This is a genomic window from Bacillus sp. FJAT-42315 (genome assembly GCF_002797375.1).
GTDB lineage: Bacteria > Bacillota > Bacilli > Bacillales > Domibacillaceae > Bacillus_CE.
In genome coordinates this window covers 1,671,686-1,691,079 of record NZ_KZ454941.1, presented here as the reverse complement: position 1 = coordinate 1,691,079, position 19,394 = coordinate 1,671,686, and the positions used below count along the sequence as shown (strand labels likewise).

At 40.8% G+C, this 19,394-nt stretch carries 21 protein-coding genes; all 21 read right to left on the bottom strand.

Annotation, left to right across the window (positions count from 1 at the left end):
• On the bottom strand, positions 1-917 hold a 917-nt coding region (aroA, locus tag CEF22_RS08200; protein ID WP_100403952.1), incomplete at its 3' end, for a 3-phosphoshikimate 1-carboxyvinyltransferase.
• Between the two features lie 15 nt (positions 918-932).
• Positions 933-2,036 (bottom strand): prephenate dehydrogenase, encoded by a 1,104-nt coding sequence (locus CEF22_RS08195; RefSeq protein ID WP_100402461.1) that lies wholly within the window; start codon positions 2,034-2,036, stop codon positions 933-935.
• Positions 2,037-2,048: 12 nt separating this feature from the next.
• A complete protein-coding gene (gene hisC, locus CEF22_RS08190) occupies positions 2,049-3,146 on the bottom strand; it encodes a histidinol-phosphate transaminase (protein ID WP_100402460.1) in 1,098 nt (365 codons plus the stop codon).
• A gap of 18 nt (positions 3,147-3,164) precedes the next feature.
• Positions 3,165-3,536: a chorismate mutase gene (gene aroH, locus CEF22_RS08185; protein WP_095478082.1), complete on the bottom strand. Its 372-nt coding sequence runs from the start codon at positions 3,534-3,536 to the stop codon at positions 3,165-3,167.
• On the bottom strand, positions 3,533-4,624 hold the full coding sequence (gene aroB / locus CEF22_RS08180) for a 3-dehydroquinate synthase (protein WP_100402459.1): 1,092 nt from the start codon (positions 4,622-4,624) through the stop codon (positions 3,533-3,535). Before aroB ends, aroH begins: the two co-directional genes overlap by 4 nt.
• Positions 4,625-4,626: 2 nt before the next feature.
• Positions 4,627-5,799 carry a chorismate synthase gene (aroC, locus tag CEF22_RS08175; protein WP_100402458.1) on the bottom strand — a complete coding sequence of 391 codons (1,173 nt, stop codon included), beginning with the start codon at positions 5,797-5,799 and terminating at the stop codon, positions 4,627-4,629.
• A 200-nt stretch (positions 5,800-5,999) separates the two neighbouring features.
• Positions 6,000-6,788 carry a CheR family methyltransferase gene (locus CEF22_RS08170; RefSeq protein WP_100402457.1) on the bottom strand — a complete coding sequence of 263 codons (789 nt, stop codon included), beginning with the start codon at positions 6,786-6,788 and terminating at the stop codon, positions 6,000-6,002.
• Between the two features lie 140 nt (positions 6,789-6,928).
• Positions 6,929-7,375: a nucleoside-diphosphate kinase gene (gene ndk, locus CEF22_RS08165; protein WP_095478090.1), complete on the bottom strand. Its 447-nt coding sequence runs from the start codon at positions 7,373-7,375 to the stop codon at positions 6,929-6,931.
• Positions 7,376-7,473: 98 nt separating this feature from the next.
• The gene (hepT, locus tag CEF22_RS08160) at positions 7,474-8,436 is read right to left on the bottom strand and encodes a heptaprenyl diphosphate synthase component II (RefSeq protein ID WP_100402456.1); all 963 of its coding nucleotides are present in this window, start codon (positions 8,434-8,436) and stop codon (positions 7,474-7,476) included.
• A gap of 17 nt (positions 8,437-8,453) precedes the next feature.
• Positions 8,454-9,161: a demethylmenaquinone methyltransferase gene (locus tag CEF22_RS08155; protein ID WP_095478094.1), complete on the bottom strand. Its 708-nt coding sequence runs from the start codon at positions 9,159-9,161 to the stop codon at positions 8,454-8,456.
• A gap of 3 nt (positions 9,162-9,164) precedes the next feature.
• The gene (locus tag CEF22_RS08150; RefSeq protein WP_100402455.1) at positions 9,165-9,965 is read right to left on the bottom strand and encodes a heptaprenyl diphosphate synthase component 1; all 801 of its coding nucleotides are present in this window, start codon (positions 9,963-9,965) and stop codon (positions 9,165-9,167) included.
• Positions 9,966-10,237: 272 nt separating this feature from the next.
• Positions 10,238-10,468: a trp RNA-binding attenuation protein MtrB gene (gene mtrB / locus CEF22_RS08145; protein WP_094835406.1), complete on the bottom strand. Its 231-nt coding sequence runs from the start codon at positions 10,466-10,468 to the stop codon at positions 10,238-10,240.
• Between the two features lie 22 nt (positions 10,469-10,490).
• Positions 10,491-11,057 (bottom strand): GTP cyclohydrolase I FolE, encoded by a 567-nt coding sequence (gene folE, locus CEF22_RS08140; RefSeq protein ID WP_100402454.1) that lies wholly within the window; start codon positions 11,055-11,057, stop codon positions 10,491-10,493.
• 179 nt (positions 11,058-11,236) lie between these two features.
• Complete coding sequence (locus CEF22_RS08135) at positions 11,237-11,509, bottom strand: HU family DNA-binding protein (RefSeq protein WP_094835404.1); 273 nt, start codon at positions 11,507-11,509, stop codon at positions 11,237-11,239.
• A 267-nt stretch (positions 11,510-11,776) separates the two neighbouring features.
• Positions 11,777-13,255 carry a stage IV sporulation protein A gene (spoIVA, locus tag CEF22_RS08130; RefSeq protein WP_100402453.1) on the bottom strand — a complete coding sequence of 493 codons (1,479 nt, stop codon included), beginning with the start codon at positions 13,253-13,255 and terminating at the stop codon, positions 11,777-11,779.
• Between the two features lie 154 nt (positions 13,256-13,409).
• On the bottom strand, positions 13,410-14,117 hold the full coding sequence (locus CEF22_RS08125; protein WP_198508044.1) for a hypothetical protein: 708 nt from the start codon (positions 14,115-14,117) through the stop codon (positions 13,410-13,412).
• 14 nt (positions 14,118-14,131) lie between these two features.
• Positions 14,132-14,335, bottom strand: a complete 204-nt coding sequence (locus tag CEF22_RS08120; RefSeq protein WP_095478104.1) for a DUF2768 domain-containing protein — start codon at positions 14,333-14,335, stop codon at positions 14,132-14,134.
• A gap of 248 nt (positions 14,336-14,583) precedes the next feature.
• Positions 14,584-15,639, bottom strand: coding sequence for an NAD(P)H-dependent glycerol-3-phosphate dehydrogenase (locus CEF22_RS08115; RefSeq protein ID WP_100402451.1), 1,056 nt, complete (start codon positions 15,637-15,639; stop codon positions 14,584-14,586).
• Positions 15,640-15,660: 21 nt separating this feature from the next.
• Positions 15,661-16,971 carry a ribosome biogenesis GTPase Der gene (gene der, locus CEF22_RS08110; protein ID WP_100402450.1) on the bottom strand — a complete coding sequence of 437 codons (1,311 nt, stop codon included), beginning with the start codon at positions 16,969-16,971 and terminating at the stop codon, positions 15,661-15,663.
• A 175-nt stretch (positions 16,972-17,146) separates the two neighbouring features.
• Complete coding sequence (fni, locus tag CEF22_RS08105) at positions 17,147-18,202, bottom strand: type 2 isopentenyl-diphosphate Delta-isomerase (RefSeq protein ID WP_100402449.1); 1,056 nt, start codon at positions 18,200-18,202, stop codon at positions 17,147-17,149.
• Between the two features lie 38 nt (positions 18,203-18,240).
• Positions 18,241-19,389: a 30S ribosomal protein S1 gene (rpsA, locus tag CEF22_RS08100; RefSeq protein WP_095478112.1), complete on the bottom strand. Its 1,149-nt coding sequence runs from the start codon at positions 19,387-19,389 to the stop codon at positions 18,241-18,243.
• Positions 19,390-19,394 lie beyond the last annotated feature (5 nt).

Below are 19,394 nucleotides of genomic sequence, written 5' to 3'. Positions count from 1 at the left end.
TCCACCCCGTGTAGCTCAGAAGTGCGAATAATGACCGTACCAATTTCTTCACCTTTGGATTCCTCTAATATGACTTCCATGTTGGCGCCCATTTTTTCCATCACATCAATAATACCTGTTCTCGTAGGGTTTAAGCCGACATTTTTTAATGTAATTTCACTGTTTGGCGCAATCGCACCAGCAACTAGGAAAAAGGCCGCTGAAGAAATATCTCCTGGTACGTAAATATCGGTCCCTTTAAACGATTGACCACCTGTTACGATGATCTCATTGTCGCGTCGTGTAATCTTTCCACCAAACTGTTCAATCATTTTCTCTGTATGATCGCGAGTCGGAAGTGGCTCGGTAATAACCGTCTCTCCGTTTGCTTGCAAACCAGCAAAAATAATCGCTGATTTCACTTGAGCACTAGCCATCGGCAACTCATAATGCATCGCTGTTAACGTCGTTCCTTGCACCGCTAAAGGAGTGAATCGTCCATCTTCGCGCCCAGAAATTTGTGCTCCCATATTTTTCAACGGAACAACTACTCGATCCATCGGACGTTTTGCAATCGATTCATCGCCAATTAACACCGAATGAAACGGTCTACCCGCTAAAATACCTAGCAATAATCTAGTTGTTGTCCCAGAGTTCCCAGCATCTAAAATATCAACAGGCTCTTTCAACCCATCCCAGCCGTTTCCGTGAACAATGATTTCTTCTTCCGTTTCCTCAATTTGAACACCAAGCTTTCGGAAGATATCAATCGTACTTAAACAATCCGCTCCCTTTAAAAAATGGCGAATCGTCGTTCTCCCTTCTGCTAACGCACCGAACATCACTGAGCGATGGGAAATGGATTTATCTCCCGGTACTTCCAGCGTTCCTTGTAGCACAGAATTTGTTAACTTCAACTCGATCTCTTTCTCTTTCATCTATACCACACCCTTTTAGGCTAAATATAAGTCGTAATTGGTTTGCTTTTCAATACAGCTCATCGCCCGCATGCGATCTTTATCATTTTGAAAGCTGATCACAAGCACTCCAAATACATCTTCACGCGTTTCTAAAATACGAATATTCGTGATACTAATTCGTTCTTCTGCTAAATAAGCCGTTATCTCAGAAATGATCCCCGGATAATCAGGAACATCGACATATAAGTCATAAAAGGCTGGAATCGCTCCCAGCGATTGAGCAGGAAGCTGATCGCGAAAATCTTTCGCTTGATGGAAATAATCGAACAAATCCGTTGCCTTTTCTTCCTTCAACATGTCGATCACTTTATTCATTTCTACTTGCCAATTTTCTAACAGCTCCAGAAGAACTTCCTTATTATGTAAAGAAATATCTTTCCACATTTCCGGGTTAGATGACGCAATGCGTGTAATATCTTTAAATCCACCTGCTGCTAATCTTGAAACAAGCGAATTCTGATCGTTATAGCTTTCCGCCTGATGAACAAGCGATGCTGCTACAACGTGAGGGAAATGGCTAACAACACCGGTCAATTCATCATGATCCTCTGCTGATAATTCAATGATTTTCGCCTTCGTTCCCTCTAACCATTTCTTTAAAATAGCTAATTGCTTTTCATCTACATCCGTACTTGGCGTCAATAAATAAAAGGCATTTTCAAATAAATGCTCCTTCGCTGCGGCGACACCACTTTTATGAGAACCAGCCATCGGATGACCACCAATGAAGGTAATCCCTTGGTTTAGTAACGCTTGGGCACAGGTCATAATTTTCTTCTTCGTACTGCCCGTGTCGGTGACGATCACATGCTCTTTTAAGCGAAAGTTCATCAATTCACGAATCATTTCTTCCGTTTGAATGACAGGCACGGCCAAAATAATTAAATCGGCCTGTTCCGCTCCTGCTTGAAATGATGGGGCGCTTTGATCAATGACATGAAGCGCCTCTGCTAACCCCATTTCTTGAGGGCGGATATCAAAGCCAATAACCGTTGCTTGCGGATGAGATGTTTTGATACTTTTCGCAAGAGAGCCACCAATCAGTCCTAAACCGGCAATAAACACGTTTCCTCTCATGATTTACACCTACTATCTTATAACTGTTTCCGTTAAAAAGCTTTTCATCGCTTGCATAACGCCTTCGTTTTCCTCTTTCGAACCGACTGTCACTCTCACAAATGTCGGAAATCCGAGCGCTTGACCTGAACGAACAATATAGCCTTTTTTCATTAAGTATTCAAATAATACATCACTGTCACATTGAAAGTCGATTAAGATAAAATTTCCTTGGGAAGGATAATAAAATAGACCTTCCTCTTGGCAAAATTGATAAAATTGCTCCAATCCTTTACGGTTTTCCGCTCGACATGTATCGATAAATGCTTGATCCGAAAGTGCAGCTACCGCGGCTCCTTGTGCCAATGTATTGACATTGAACGGCTCGCGTACAGGCTCTAATCGTTGAATCATTTCTTCAGAACCAAAACCGTAGCCGACACGGAAGCTAGCTAAACCATATGCTTTTGAAAATGTTCTAGTCACTAATACATTCGAATAGCGTTGAATAATGTCTAGAGCATCATAATAATCATCCGCCACTACATATTCATAATACGCTTCATCTAATACGACTAACACATCTTCAGGCACTTGATCTAAAAAGTTGATGAGCGCCTCTTTCGTTAAATGAACACCTGTCGGATTGTTAATGCTACAGAGCCAAACGACAGCTGTTTGATCATCCATCGCCGCTCTCATCGCCGCTAAATCGTGAGCGCCGTCCACAAGTGGAACTTCCCTTACTTCCGCTCCATCCACAACGGCATTATGACGGTACTGAGAAAACGTCGGAGTCGCCATCACCGTATTTTTCCCCGGCTCAAGCAACGAACGAGAGACGATTTGCAGAATTTCATCCGATCCATTTCCGAAAATGAATTGCTTTTCATTCAATTCTAGCTGCTCACTAAGAGCTGTTCGTAAAATCGTCGTATAGCCATCCGGATAAATCGCAAAAGACTTCGCATATGATTGTACCCATTCTTGTACTTTGCTTGATGAACCAAAAGGATTCTCATTTGAAGCTAATTTCACAATCTTTTCTAAACCGAACTGTTTTTTCACCTCTTCAACAGAACGACCCGGTTGATACGCTTTTAAATGAACGATTTGATCTTTCCACTTCATAACTACCCCTCCGCTATGTTAATGATTTTGCTTTTGTAAGTCAGGGCGCAAACTGATGGCCTGCTCTAGATAAATATGCTTCACTTCTGATTGAGTCAGTTTCGTATTCACATGCATCATCACACGTATACACTTTGCTAAACTTCCTGGCACCGGAATTTCCTTCATGCACATCACTGGTACATAGCTCCAGCCATCAAAACGCCTTAACGCCTTCGCCGGAAAAACGGCGGCAAGATCTTCTGTCACTGAAATAAAAACAGAACATACATCGTCCGGTTGTAGCTCATTCTCGACAATCATCTCTCGCAAAAGCTTTTCCGTTGCGTCCGTCATTTCTATTTCATCATTCGCTGTTACTGTTGTAGCTCCCCTTATCCCCCTAATCATCTCATCATTTCCTTCCTTACTAATTGGTCCGTTTCTCGTAATTCCATCGTGCTTACTTCACAAATCACCGGTTTTCCGACCGCTTCTAACAGAACGAAGCGAATATGTTCACCGATCGTTTTCTTGTCTCTTTTCATTAAATGATGGAGCTCCTCAAATGAAAACGATGCATTTAAATCTAAGCGATAACCTAGATTCTGTAACCATTGGCAAAACTCTTCTAGACGAAACGCTAAGCTCGTTTTTTGCTGGCTAAGAGAAAGAGCGTATACCATTCCGGCGGCAACCGCCTCTCCGTGAGTGACCTTCCCATAACCTAAAGCCGCCTCTAGCGCATGACCATACGTATGACCAAAGTTTAAATAAGCACGAATGCCTTGTTCTCTCTCATCTTCACCAACAATCTTCCCTTTAATTTCAATGCCTCTTTCTAAACAATAGGCAAGGAAGTCTGCTGTCAAATCATCCAGATGTGTCACCTTCGTCATGATCTCGTGTAAAAATGTTGGGTCTGCGATTAACGCATGCTTAATGACTTCAGCAAATCCAGAACGCACCTCATGCTCAGGCAACGTCTGCAAAAACTGTGTATCATAGAGAACCCCTTCTGGCTGATGGAAGTGACCTATCATATTTTTACCTAACGGATGATTGATTGCTACCTTTCCGCCAACAGCACTATCATGAGCTAAAATCGTTGTTGGAATTTGCACAAAGCGAATGCCACGCATAAAGCTTGCTGCTACATAGCCAGCTAGGTCGCCTGCTGCTCCCCCGCCAAAAGCGAGAATACAAGATTTTCGGTCCAGCCCTTTTTCGAGCGCGAACGTTAAACACGCCTCGAATGTGGCAAATGATTTCGCCGCTTCTCCCTTAGGAACGGTTAACCATTCGTAAGGGACGTTTGACGGGATCGACTTCTTTAATATTTCTCCATGAAGAACAGCGACATGTTCATCCGCAATGACCAAAATTTTTGTCGTTTCATGAAGAGGACCTTGAAACAACTCTACTAATTTAGTTAATGCCCCTTCTCCGACGTACACGGGATACGTCTTATTCGGCATTTCGATCATTAATTGCCGCATTCTCAAAACTCCTTTGCATAGCGTTTTGATTCTTCTACAGAAGCAATGAGCGTCTCCATGCGATCACTGTAAAATTGGCTAACAAGCGCCGAAGCTAATTCCCAAGCAACAGCAGCTTCTGCTACAACAGCAGCTGCTGGTACCGCACAGCTATCGGAACGCTCAATACTTGCCGTGAATGGCTCTTTCGTATCAATGTCGACACTTTCTAGCGGCTTATAAAGCGTTGGAATTGGCTTCATCACTCCGCGAACGACAATCGGCATTCCGTTTGTCATGCCGCCTTCAAAGCCACCTAAGCGATTCGTTTTACGGTAGTAACCCTTCTCTTTCGTCCAAGCAATCTCATCATGCACTTCACTACCAAACCGTTCAGCTGCTTCAAAGCCGATGCCAAATTCCACCCCTTTAAAGGCGTTAATGCTAACGATCGCTCCAGCAATTTTAGCATCTAGTTTTTGATCATAATGAACGTAGCTTCCAACACCGACCGGCATCCCTTCGACAATCACTTCAACAATTCCGCCAATGGAATCGCCATTTTTCTTAGCATCATCAATCGCCTGCATCATTTGCTTTTCTGCTTCAGGATCTAGACAACGAACTGGTGAGTCCTCACTCTGTTGTTGAATTTGCTCAATCGTTTCTACATCCGTTGACTTTGCTTTAATTCCTCCAATTTCAACGACGTGGGAAGCAATCTCGATCCCTAGTACCTTTAATAGCTTCTTAGCTACTGCTCCAGCCGCTACTCTCACTGTCGTTTCACGCGCGGACGATCGCTCTAGCACATTCCTCATATCGCGATGACCATATTTAATTCCACCGTTTAAATCCGCATGTCCAGGACGCGGGCGAGTAATTTGACGCTTTACTTCTTCCTCTTCATTTTCGTCTAGCGGCTCAATCCCCATAATTTTTGTCCAATGCTTCCAGTCATCATTTTCAACTACTAACGAGACTGGCGAACCAAGTGTGTATCCATGACGCACTCCACTTTTAATGCTGACTACATCTTTCTCAATTTGCATTCTACGACCTCGTCCATGACCTTTCTGACGACGGCTTAGCTCAATATTAATATCCTCTGCCAAAAGCGGCATCCCGGCAGGTAGCCCTTCTATAATTGTCGTTAACTGTGGTCCGTGTGATTCCCCTGCTGTTAAATATCTCATTTCACTTTCTCCCTTCAACTCGTTAAAGCGGTTATGTAACACTATAACACATTTTTTGAAAATTTCCATACACTTATGTACTTTTTGAGATTTTACCATAACTACCGATGTATTTGTCACAATTCATGATATTTTCAAAAAAATTATTCATATATAAGAATAGAGACCTAAAAATATAGGTCTCCATGTTCCTTAACATATTAAATTCTCATAGCATGTTGTGATCTTTGGTAAAAGAACGTATCCTCCACTTCAAATCCGTATTCATTCGGGTTGAAAATTTGCTCCGTACTCCCAACAAATAGCACTCCGCTAGGCTTTAATGCTTGATTAAATTTATGGTATAGCTGATCTTTTGCTTCCTCTGTAAAATAAATCATGACATTGCGACAAATAATTAAGTCAAAATTGGAATCGAAACGGTCGGACAATAAATTTTGTTGTTTAAATGTCACCGTCCGCTTAATTTCATCCGTCACTTTAAAAAAGCTTCCTTCTCGCGTGAAATACTTCTCTTTCATTTCTTTCGGAACTTCCGCGAGTGACCGCTCAGAATAGACACCGATTTTCGCTTTTTGAAGCGCATTTTGATCCAAATCGGTCGCTAAAATCGAGATTTGAGATAACGGCATAAATTTCGATAACACCATCGCTGTTGTATACGGTTCTTCCCCTGTCGAACAAGCCGCACTCCACACTTTCAGCTTTTTATTAGAGGCAAGTAAACGAGGGAATATCTTCTTTTCTAACACTTCCCATCGCTTTGCATTGCGATAAAATTCAGAGACATTGATCGTCATTCGATCTAAAAATTCATTAAAAATCTCTTGATCACGATTCATCGCTTCAAAAAACTCTTTAAATGAGCGAAATCCCCTTTTTTCGTATAAGGAAGTTAATCGTCTCTTCATTTGCGCCTCTTTATACAAGCTGAGATCAATGCCTGTTTTCCGATTGATTTGCTGAATAAACTCTTGGTAGTCGCCCATCTCCTATTTCCTCTCCCTATTGAATAATTGGCATAAATTGTAGTTCTTTTGTCTTATTATATCGTAACATCGAAGTAGCACAATAGCTGTTTTGGACAAATATAAAAAACACTGCCCGTAGACAGTGTTTTAAATAGCAATTAGTAGATCCACTCATTTACTGGTTTGCTGTAAGTCGTTAATTCTTCTTCTTTGAAGAAAATCGCGATTTCTCTTTCTGCGCTTTCTGGAGAGTCAGAACCATGGATAATGTTTTTACCAACAGTGATACCGAAGTCGCCACGGATTGTTCCTGGAGCTGCATCTTTCGGGTTAGTTGCACCCATCATTTGACGAGCTGTCGCAATCACATTTTCACCTTCCCAAACCATTGCAAACACTGGGCTTGAAGTGATGAAGTCTACTAATTCACCGAAGAAAGGACGCTCTTTATGCTCTGCATAATGTTGTTCAGCTGTTTCTTTAGAAACGCTCATTAATTTCGCTCCAACTAGTTGGAAACCTTTTTGCTCAAAACGAGCAACGATCTCACCAATTAGTCCTCTTTGTACGCCGTCTGGCTTAACCATTAAGTATGTTTTTTCCATTATAGTCACTCCTATTTTATGTAAGTTTATTTAAAAATAATGAATCCTTCAAAATAGTAACATTGATTGCTCAACTTGACAATGTTTTCGTCAAAAAACTAGTATTTTCGCTTGCCGATATATTTGGCGATATCGCGCAATGCTTTTTTATTGCGATTAGAAGGTAGTTCCTTCAATATGTCTAATGCCCGATTTAAATAGCGCTGACTCAATGCATGCGAACGTTCAATCGCATCACTTCGTTTCAATAATGTGATGATTTCATTCATTTCGGCTTTCGTGGTCTGTTCGTTCACTCGAATAATTTTCTCTTTCAACTGCTCATCCTGCATCGCGTACAGAACAGGCAAGGTGATATTTCCTTGCCATAGATCACTTCCAGCTGGCTTTCCAAGTTGAGCTTCCGTGGCGGTAAAGTCAAGGATATCATCCGTTATTTGAAACGCCATCCCAACGTTATAACCAAATTGATACAGCTTTTGATGAACCTCTTTCGGAACATCAGCAGCAATGGCTCCTAATTGGCAGCTAGCCGCAATTAAAAGCGCCGTTTTTCGTTTAATTCTCCGTAAATAATCACGCAGATTTTGCTCATATCGGTATTTGTCCTTAATTTGGACAATTTCACCTACACACACTTCCACAATCGTCCTAGACAAAATTCGATGAGCTTCAATATTTTCGATACTTGTAATATATTCAAGCGAACGAGCAAAAATATAATCGCCTGTATACATCGCAAAACGATTATCCCATTCAGCCTTCACAGTCGGTTGCCCTCTTCTAAGCTCGGCATTATCAATGACATCGTCATGAACGAGTGACGCCATATGAATCAGTTCTAAAGCTACAGCAACATGTTTTACTTTCTCAATCTCATACTGGCCAAATTTAGCAGAAAGTAAAACAAATACCGGGCGAATACGCTTGCCACCTGCTTGCAACAAATGCAACGAGGCATCGCGTAATGATGGCGACTGAGAGGAGATAGCTTGTTCCAGTTCTTTTTCAATTAAATCAATATCCGCTTTTAAGAACGAATATAGCATATTTAACTTCATGTTTTCACCCAACTTATTTACTTTTGTTTATAACCAATATGGGTTGCTGCTACTCCACCGGTATGAGACTTGTAGCTAACATTAACCAATCCTGCCTGTTCAAACATACGAGCTAGCTCCTTCATGCCAGGGAAGTCGCGCGCAGATTCTTGCAACCAAGAATATTCTTGGTAACTTTTCGCAAATAACTTGCCGAACATCGGCATAATAAAGCGGAAATATAAAAAGTATAGCTGGCGATAACCAATCATCGTCGGCTGAGAAGTTTCAAGACATACCGCCATGCCACCCGGTTTTAACACTCGATTCATTTCTTTCAAAACGTGCATGTAATCCGGGACGTTGCGCAATCCAAAGCCGATGGTCACATAATCAAATGTATTGTCCTCAAATGGAAGCTCCATCGCATTCCCTTGGATCATATCTACTTGAGATAAACGAGCTGCTTTCACTTTTTCGCGACCGACCTCTAGCATATTATGACTGAAATCAAGCCCAACGACTTTCCCTTCTTCTCCGACAACTTCAGCAAGGGCCATTGTCCAATCCCCTGTTCCGCAACATACGTCGAGAGCCTTAGCCCCTTTTTTGACCGCCATCCGTTTCATCGTATCATTTCTCCAGCGTTTATGCTGCTGAAAGCTAATTAAAGAATTCATATGGTCATAATTACTCGAAATCTTCTCAAAGACCCCATGTACTCTTTCTTCCTTCGATTGTTGCATTATTTACCCTTCTTCCACATAAGTTTTATTCCCAAAAAACTCTATTGACATTCTTTCGAAAAGATGAAGGATCGGTTCATGAGCAAACTCTGTATTCATTGTTCGTTCGACAGCTGCTCGTGCTTTCATGATATATTCTTCGCAAAGTTGAAAAAGACTTCGCTGCTGTTCCAGTGAAAGCGATCCTTTAACTTCAGGAAACTTCAGCTGTTTAAGTGAATCCATAATAATGGCTTTTTCACCTGAAAGAAAGGCTTCCTTTTCTCTCAATAATCTTTTGACAAACAGCACGTGCGAAACCCCTGAAAAAAGATGTTGAACATTGAAGAATCGATAAAACCTCTCTACAATTTCAGTCTCTATTTTATAAACGCTATCCATGATCGATTCCACTGAATATCGTTCATTTTGATATAAAGCTATTTTATTTTCATTAATACTTTTTACTGCATCCGCAAGCGTTCGAATCATATGAACATCATTCAAATCAGCGAGAATTTGATAATACAAACCACTAAAATAATCCCCAGCCAATACGGTTAGTTGTTGTTCTTTCAAAATATCACTTGAAGAAGCTGTCACTTTTTCATGGGTATCAAGAGCGATTTGAATCAGCGTGGCAGTTGTAATATATTGTTTTGTTTCAGAGGTTGACAAACACTCTCCATTAAATGGAAACATTAAGACCATCAGACGAGTTTCGTCAATATCCGGCTTGTCGATATACTTTCGCAAATAAGGGAAGGAAAGTTTATATTGCACCTCTTGTTCAATTAATGATTTTTGTTCTAGCCATTCAGTCATCGTCTTAACCCCTTAATCCCGTTTCTTTTTATTATGTATTATTATCATTTCATCATGCTATAAAACAAGCAATATTATACCACACTTACTGACTAAATACGAACAGATGTCAGTAAATTAAACAGATAAAAATTGTTTCTAACCCTCTGTGAATAAATATAAAAGAGCCAGCCTTCTCCACCGTCTTGATATAGCCTAAATACTAAGGGAGTACTATATGTTGACGTTAGTAGAGAAGCCCAGCACGATCATTGCCTTCTGCTTATTCCAGCCTATTCTTTCACACTTCCACTTTCCATTTGTCCAAAACTTGTCACAATTTCAGCTTTGCCACGGACTTTAATGGCGGAAGTATGCTCTGTGAATTGAGCAACCATCACTTCACCTCGGTCTAGCTTTTCCGAGTGATGGAAACGTGTGTCTGACCCTCTTGTTAACCCGATCACATTTACACCATCTTCAAGCGCGCGAATCATGATGTAATCCGCTTGGTTTAGCTTCATGCTTCATCATACCTTCCTCTTCTTAAGCCTTGATTAATTGCAACAATTCAGAACGAGCGTGCACATCATCCGCATAATTCCCTCGGGCAGCCGTCGTTACCGTTTTAGAACCAGGTTTTTTCACTCCGCGCATCGCCATACACATATGCTCCGCCTCAACTACAACCATCACGCCATGCGGCTCAAGCGTTTCCATAATCGCATCAGCCACTTCAGAAGTAATACGCTCCTGTAATTGTGGACGTCTCGCGACTGTTTCCACCGCGCGCGCTAACTTACTTAAGCCTGTAACCTTTCCATTTTTAGGGAAATAAGCTACATGAGCGTGACCAAAGAAAGGTACGAGATGATGCTCACACATCGAATAAAAAGGTATATCTTTAACTAAGACCAATTCCTCATAGTCTTCCCCAAAAACCGTTTCAAAATATTCTTTCGGATCTTTATTTAAACCAGAAAAGACCTCTTCATACATCTTCGCTACCCGCTTAGGCGTATCTAAAAGCCCTTCACGGTTTGGATCTTCCCCTACTGCTTCTAATATTAATCTAACTGCTTCCTCAATTTGAGCACGATTTACTTCAGCCATATCTATACAACCCTCTCCATCCACGTTAAATAAAATATTCATTTACACTATAACAATATAAATATTAGCACAACCCAACAACCACATCAAAGAGAAGTGTGTGAACACAGAAAAGCGGAAGGCACCTATTAAAAAAGGAGACCTTTGTGAGGTCTCCTATTAGCCAACAGGCTATGTAATTATTTTACCGCATCTTTCAATGCTTTACCTGGTTTAAACGCAGGCACTTTGCTAGCAGCGATTTCAATTTCCTCACCTGTTTGAGGGTTGCGTCCTTTACGAGCAGAACGTTCACGCACTTCGAAGTTACCGAAACCGATCAATTGAACTTTATCGCCGTTTGCTAACGTGTTTTGGATGGCATCAAAAACGGCCTCAACCGCTTTAGTCGCATCTTTTTTAGAAAGTTCAGCTGCTTCTGCAACTTGATTAATTAAATCTGTTTTATTCATGCCATTCACCTCCTCCCAAGGGGGTATTAAACGAAAGTTTTGTATTTCAATCCATTACTTTCATTAGTAAGCTATTTTTTCTAATTCTATACATAAAACTAAAAAAAAGCTATCAAATCAATGTTTCTACATTAATTCTGTTAAAAGATTATCACATAAGAAATGGCTTATCAAGCAGAATCCCTTAAGTTTTAAGCTTTCTTTCATCTTTAGTTAAAAAATACAAAGCAGACCCTCCTTTAGTAGAGAGTCTGGGCATCAATATATTTATAAAATAATAGCGATCATCCCCCCTGAACCTTCGTTAATGATTCGCTCTAACGTTTCTTTCAACTTATACCTTGCATTTTCCGGCATTAACGCTAATTTCCCTTGAATTCCTTCTCTCACAATTGAGCTTAAATTTCGACCGAAAATATCGGAGTTCCAAATGGATAATGGATCATCTTCAAAGTCTTGCATTAAATAGCGAACAAGCTCTTCGCTTTGTTTCTCCGTTCCAATGATAGGTGAAAACTCGGACTCTACATCAACTTTAATCATGTGAATAGATGGGGCAACCGCTTTTAATCGAACCCCAAATCGAGATCCTTGACGAATGATTTCCGGTTCATCAAGACTCATATCTTCAAGAGAAGGCGCAGCCACGCCATACCCTGTCTGTTTCACCATTCTTAACGCATCGGACACTTGGTCATATTCCCTTTTGGCATTCGCAAAATCTTGCATTAATTCAAGCAAGTGATCCTTCCCGCGGATATCGACTCCTACGATTTCCTTTAATACTTGATCATACAGTTCATCTGGCGCAAACAAATCAATTTCTGCGATACCTTGCCCCATATCCATTCCTGCTAACCCTGCACTTTCAATAAATTCATAATCATCGAATTGCTGAACAATGCGATCAACATCACGAAGACGCTTAATATCCTGCACCGTTTCTTTAATAGCCTCTTGATAATGCCCTCGAAGCCAATGACTATCTTTTAATACCATAACCCAACCTGGTAAGTTCACATTCACTTCATGAACTGGAAATTCAAATAATGCTTCTCTAAGCACATTAATCACATCAGTTTCTCTCATACTTTCGACAGACATGGATAGAACCGGGATATCATATTTCTCTATTAAGCTGTCTCTTAATTGGTCTGTTTCTGGATGAAACGGTCTAGCGGAGTTGACAATCATAATAAACGGTTTCCCAACTTCCTTTAATTCCGCGATAATTCGCTCTTCTGCATCTAAATAATTCTCTCTAGGAATCTCTCCAACGGTACCATCCGTAGTAACCACTACACCAATCGTAGAATGCTCCTGAATCACTTTACGAGTGCCTATTTCCGCTGCTTCATGAAATGGAATCGGCTCTTCAAACCAAGGCGTATTAATCATTCTAGGCCCGTTTTCATCCTCATATCCTTTTGCTTCTGGGATCACATACCCTACACAATCAACAAGGCGGATATTCACATCAAGGCCATCGTCTACTTGAATGGAGATCGCCTGATTTGGCACAAATTTAGGTTCAGTCGTCATGATTGTTTTTCCTGCTGCACTTTGTGGCAGTTCATCAAGCGCACGAGCTCGTTCTGCTTCGTTTTCTATTTTTGGAAGCACTAGTTGCTCCATAAATTTCTTAATAAACGTTGATTTTCCTGTTCGAACAGCCCCTACCACACCTAAATATATATCTCCTCCTGTGCGTTCCGCTATATCTTTAAAAACATCTGTTTTTTCCACTTGATTCCCTCCCTGCTTTATTGCTTACCCTTTTAATTAGCCCGTTTCTCATACATTAAATTGTATGATGTTGTCCCTCTTTTATATGACTGAAAATGATAAGCAGAAAAAAAGAGCCTCCAATCTGTTACATTGGAGACTCTTTTCTATACGATTATTTCGCCATAAACACAGGCTCATTATTTTTATCTACTGTATATGGAAGGGAAAAGCCCGGAGCAATGACAGAGTCCTGATAAAGTAAAGGACGAATATCTTCTCCTTGTTTAAGCTGCTCTTTAGATTTCTGTAGCACAGCATACAACTCACTACTATAATCGACATACACTCGACCATCCCCAGAAATCACTAACGGTAAATTATTATTAGAATAAGGACTGACTACATATGGCTCTTCTTCGTAACCTAGTTCTTTATATTTTAATGAATACACATTCGGTGCGATTTCTTGATCATACGGTGGGTATTTATGCGCTTTAATCCGCAATTGAATATCACGAAGTTGCTCCGCCATTCTTAAATCAATGAGTTTAACAGTTGGGTTTTCCTCTGCGTCCACTAGAACATATTGAAAAATCCCTCCTGATTCAAAGGCATTTCCAGGTGGCTCTGCCATGAATTGCGGCGCAAGCTTTTTGAAATCAATCGGATATTTTTCATATAGCGGTGTATCCGCTTCTTTATTTTTAATCGGTAACAGTCCATCATTTTGCTCTTTAAATTGATTGACCGCTGTCTGCACGGATTGCACCTGGTCTTCATATGGCGTCTGGTTAGCTGCTAGCCGATCTTCTGGAAACATACACCCACTCATAATGGAAGAAACAAGAATTAGCAAAATGATGATTGAATATTTTTTCATTATCTCTCTTCCCCCTAAGCTCCGGTTGGACCACTAAACACAATATAAACCATAATCATTCCACCGATAATCAAACAAGCATAAGCCAACATAGCAGAAATAAATTTAAAAAAGCCATTCTTTATTTTATAACGACTCAAATAAATCATCATGACGGCTAGAATCATAAGTCCCATACCAGCAAACGAAACCCACATATTTAACATTGCTGTTGACATCTTGCACTACCCCTTTCAGTTATCGACCTGATTATATCATAACGCTCAGCTAAATTGGACCGTGAACACGCTAAAAACCTTCTTCAATAAAGCTTGTCCATAAAAAAAGAAAAAGATAAAGTCATTTCAAAAAAAGCTGAAGCAGATTGTTTCACCGCCTCAGCTGATTCGACCGCCATTTCCTAGTATAGCTGGCTTTCTCACCATATTATATGGAGTACTTCTTACTTTTGACTCAGCGAACGTCTCTATATTTCATCATATTGACGATCTTCATATACATTCACTAAATCTTCCATCTCATGTGTTTTCATACGAGCCATTAATTCATCAACAGCTGATTTTGCGTCTTGCCCTTCAAATAAGATGCCATAAAGAGCTGCCGTGATCGGCATGTTCACCTTGTACTTTACCGATAATTGTCGAGCGGCTTTCGTCGTCCGAACCCCTTCGACAACCATTCCCATGTTGGCTAACACTTCTTCTAGCTTTTTCCCTTGACCAAGCATGTTTCCTGCTCGCCAATTACGAGAATGAACACTCGTACAAGTGACAATTAAATCACCAATGCCAGTAAGCCCTGAGAATGTCAACGGCCTTGCCCCCATTTTTGTTCCTAATCGAGCAATTTCAGCTAATCCTCGCGTAATTAAAGCCGCTTTCGCATTATCACCATAACCCAGCCCATCAGAGATTCCAGCGGCTAAAGCGATAATATTTTTTAACGCTCCACCGATTTCCACTCCAACGATGTCAGAATTTGTGTATACACGAAAATGTTGATTCATAAAAATATCTTGAACCCTTCCGGCTGCCTCCATGTTTTTAGAGGAGACCGTCACCGTTGTTGGATGACGCAAGCTCACTTCTTCCGCATGACTAGGACCTGATAAAACGACAACTGCTTCGCAAAGCTCTTTTGGCATCTCTTCTTCAATCATTTCAGAGATGCGCAACAGCGTATCCGGTTCAATCCCCTTGCTAACGTGAACAATGGTTAACGGTTGTTGTTGATGTTGTTGGATCGATTGTAATACTTCACGAATCGCTTTTGTTGGTACTGCCAAAACAATCAAATCAATCCCATCCAACACTTCTGTCATAGAATGATAGCCAACAATGTTCGTTGGAAGGGAAATATTAGGCAAATATTGATGATTCGTATGTTGCTCATTAATTTCTTGAATGCGTGCTGAATTATGAGCCCACAAGCGAACGTCATGGCCATTATCCGCAAGCACAAGAGCTAGAGCCGTTCCCCAACTTCCAGCTCCAATAACAGCTATTTGCTCTTTTTTCTTCATGTTTTATTCACCAGCTTTTCGTTATTTTCGGGCACGGGAAAGAATTCGAATCGGTGTTCCTTCAAAGCCGAACGCCTCACGAATTCGATTTTGTAAGAAACGTTCATAAGAAAAGTGCATAAGCTCCGGTTCATTCACAAAAACAACAAAAGTAGGCGGCTTGACAGCTACTTGTGTTGCATAATAAATTCTTAATCGCTTTCCTTTATCTGACGGTGTAGGGTTCATCGCTACCGCATCCATAATCACATCATTTAGCACGCTTGATTGTACGCGCATCGAATGATTTTCACTTGCTTGATTAATGACTGGTAGTAACGTATGAACTCTTTTCTTTGTTTTAGCAGATAAGAAGACGATTGGGGCATAATCTAAAAATAAGAAGTGACCACGAATATTTTCTTCAAACTCTTTCATCGTTTTCTCGTCTTTTTCAATCGCATCCCACTTATTGACGACGATAATTACCGCACGACCGGCTTCATGAGCGTAACCAGCAATATGCTTATCTTGCTCTCGAATGCCTTCCTCCGCATTGATGACAACTAAAACGACATCTGATCGTTCAATCGCTCTCAATGCGCGCAGCACACTATACTTCTCTGTCGTTTCGTATACTTTTCCTTTTTTCCTCATACCGGCTGTGTCGATAATGACATATTCTTGGTCATCATACGTATATGGAGAATCGGTCGCATCTCTCGTTGTTCCGGCAACATCACTAACAATGACCCGCTCTTCCCCTAGTAAAGCATTTACTAAAGAAGACTTCCCAACATTCGGACGACCAATTAAAGAAAACTTAATAACATCGGGAGCGTATTCCTCTTCATCCGCCTGAGGAAAATGAGCGATAACGTCATCTAACATATCCCCTAAGCCGATTCCGTGCGCACCGGAGATTGGGAATGGCTCTCCAAAACCTAACGAATAAAAATCATAAATTTGGCTACGCATTTCTGGGTTGTCCACTTTGTTGACAGCGAGAACAACTGGCTTTTTGGAGCGATATAAAATTTTCGCGACTTCTTCATCCGCTGAAGTCACACCTTCTCTTCCACTTGCTAAAAAGATAATCACATCCGCCTCTTCAATCGCAATTTCCGCTTGCTGGCGAATTTGCTCTAAAAACGGTTCATCTCCTAAATCAATTCCACCGGTATCAATAAGGTTAAACTCTTGATTTAACCATTCTCCTGAACTATAAATTCGATCTCTCGTTACACCAGGAATATCTTCGACGATTGAGATTCTTTCGCCGACAATTCGGTTGAAAATGGTTGATTTCCCTACATTCGGGCGCCCTACAATGGCGACTACTGGTTTCACCATTTCATTCATCCTTTCCACACTTGCATTCTATTTTGCTTAGTATCATTATTGTCTACGTCCGTATAAATAAAACCCTTCTGATGTAGAAGGGTTTTATGAACCTATACATTTTATCAATATTCTCCTTAGCAAGCAACTAAAACCACGAAAGAGTTCTGTTTCGATCATATTGATGTCACGATCGCCTGCTGAAAAGAGCAGGCTCAAAGCCGCGCACATCTAACCAATGATAAGTCTCTCCCTTGATAACAACGGGCGCTTGCTGTAATTCTTCAATAGATGTAGCCCCGAGAGCACACATCATCACGTGTAAATCTTCATGCAGTTCTTTTATTTCTGCCAACAATGAATCAAAGCCATCCTGCAACAAGACTTTCAATAAAAAGCCAGCCATTCCAACAGCGTTAGCTCCAAGAATCAGCGCTTTGAACACATCTAGACTATTTTGCATGCCACCAGACGCAATCACGCTCATATTGTTCGCCGCTGTTTGCTTCGCTTCTACAATCGATGCAGCCGTAGAGATTCCCCAGTTATTAAAGTAAGTAAGCGCTTTGTTTCTGCGAGCATTTTCAATCACAGCAAAATTTGTTCCACCAAAACCACCAATATCAACAGCCGCTAATGGAATAGCAGCCAGCTTGCGAACTGCTTCTTTGCTAAGTCCAAATCCTGTTTCTTTCACAATCACTGGTACTGGTAATGATTCCGCCATGGCTTGAATTCGCTCACAAGCTCCTGAAAAATCACGATCTCCCTCAGGCATAGCAAGTTCTTGTATTACGTTTAAATGGATTTGAAGTGCATTTGCTTCTAGCATCTCAACAGCGGCTTGTGCTTGCTCAACCGTAGCTTCACTGCCGATATTCGCCCATATCATTCCTTTAGGGTTCATTTGGCGAACGACACGGAAGGTTTGTCTTTCTGACGGGTTTTTAATCGCTGACATTTGTGAACCGACTGCCATCGCCAAGCCTAATTCTCTTGCAGCTATCGCTAGACTTTCGTTAATTCTTTCCGTTTCTCTACCTCCGCCACCAGTCATCGCATTGATGAAAATTGGCGAACTTAAAGTAAGTTCGCCAATTTTGGTTTGAATTGAGACATCATTCAAAGCGATGTTCGGAAGGCTTTGATGAACGATATCGACATCATCAAAGCCTGTCGCACGACTTTGACCTGTTGAGAGTGCATATTGAATATGTTCTCTTTTTCTTTGTTCCCTCGTCACAACTCATCACCGTTTTCTCATTCAAATAGCATTGCTTATTAGTTATTGTTTTTTAAGCCTTTTAATTTGTCTCCAATCATTTCTCCAAGTTGGAAACCTGTGCTTTCTTCTGGCATTTCATACGATTCAACTTCTTGCTCAACTTCTGCTTCTTCTAATTGCTTCATGCTTAAAGATAAACGATTTTCTTCCTCGTTCACATCAAGAACTTTTACTTGCACTTCTTGACCTTCTTCTAGCACCTCATGTGGCGTACCGATATGTTTATTAGAAATTTGCGAAATGTGAACAAGCCCTTCTACACCTGGGAATACTTCCACAAATGCTCCATAAGATACAAGACGCTTCACTTTTCCAGTTAGCTCAGATCCGATTGGTGCCTTCTCTGCAATGTTCGTCCACGGTCCAGGTAATGTTTCTTTAATCGATAAAGAAATTCTTTCACTATCTCGATCAACAGATAATACCTTTACTTGAACTTCTTGCCCTTCTTTAATTACATCAGACGGCTTATCTACATGCTCATGAGATAGTTGAGAGATATGAACAAGTCCATCTACACCACCAATATCAACAAAAGCACCAAAATCTGTTAGTCGCTGCACTTTACCTTCTAGCACATCGCCTGCTTGAATTTCTGAAAGGATTTTTTTCTTATTTTCTGATTTCATTAGATCAAGAACTGCACGATGAGATAAAATTAATCGGTTTTTCTCTTGCTCTAATTCAACAATTTTCAATCTTAATGTTTTGCCTTTATAATCTTCAAAGTCTTCTACATAATGATCTTCCACTAATGAAGCAGGAATAAAGCCGCGAATGCCAAGGTCAACAACAAGTCCGCCCTTCACTACTTCTTTAATTTCAGCTTCGAACACTTCACCAGCTTCAAAACGTTTGTTCATCTCTTCCCATGCTTTATCAGCATCCGCTTTGCGCTTAGAAAGAACGTAAAGATCATCTTCTTCTTTTGTTACGAGCAGTTCAAGCTTGTCGCCCTCATTCACTACATCCGTAGCTTTTTCTACGTGAAGGCTGGATAGTTCACTGATTGGGATGATACCGTCTTTTTTGCTTCCTTCAATTTCAACTTGCACTTGCTTCTCTTCCACTTTCACCACTGTTGCTTGGACTTTGTCGCCTACTGCATAGTTGTTCACTTCTACTTGGTTCATATCCTCTGTCATATGTA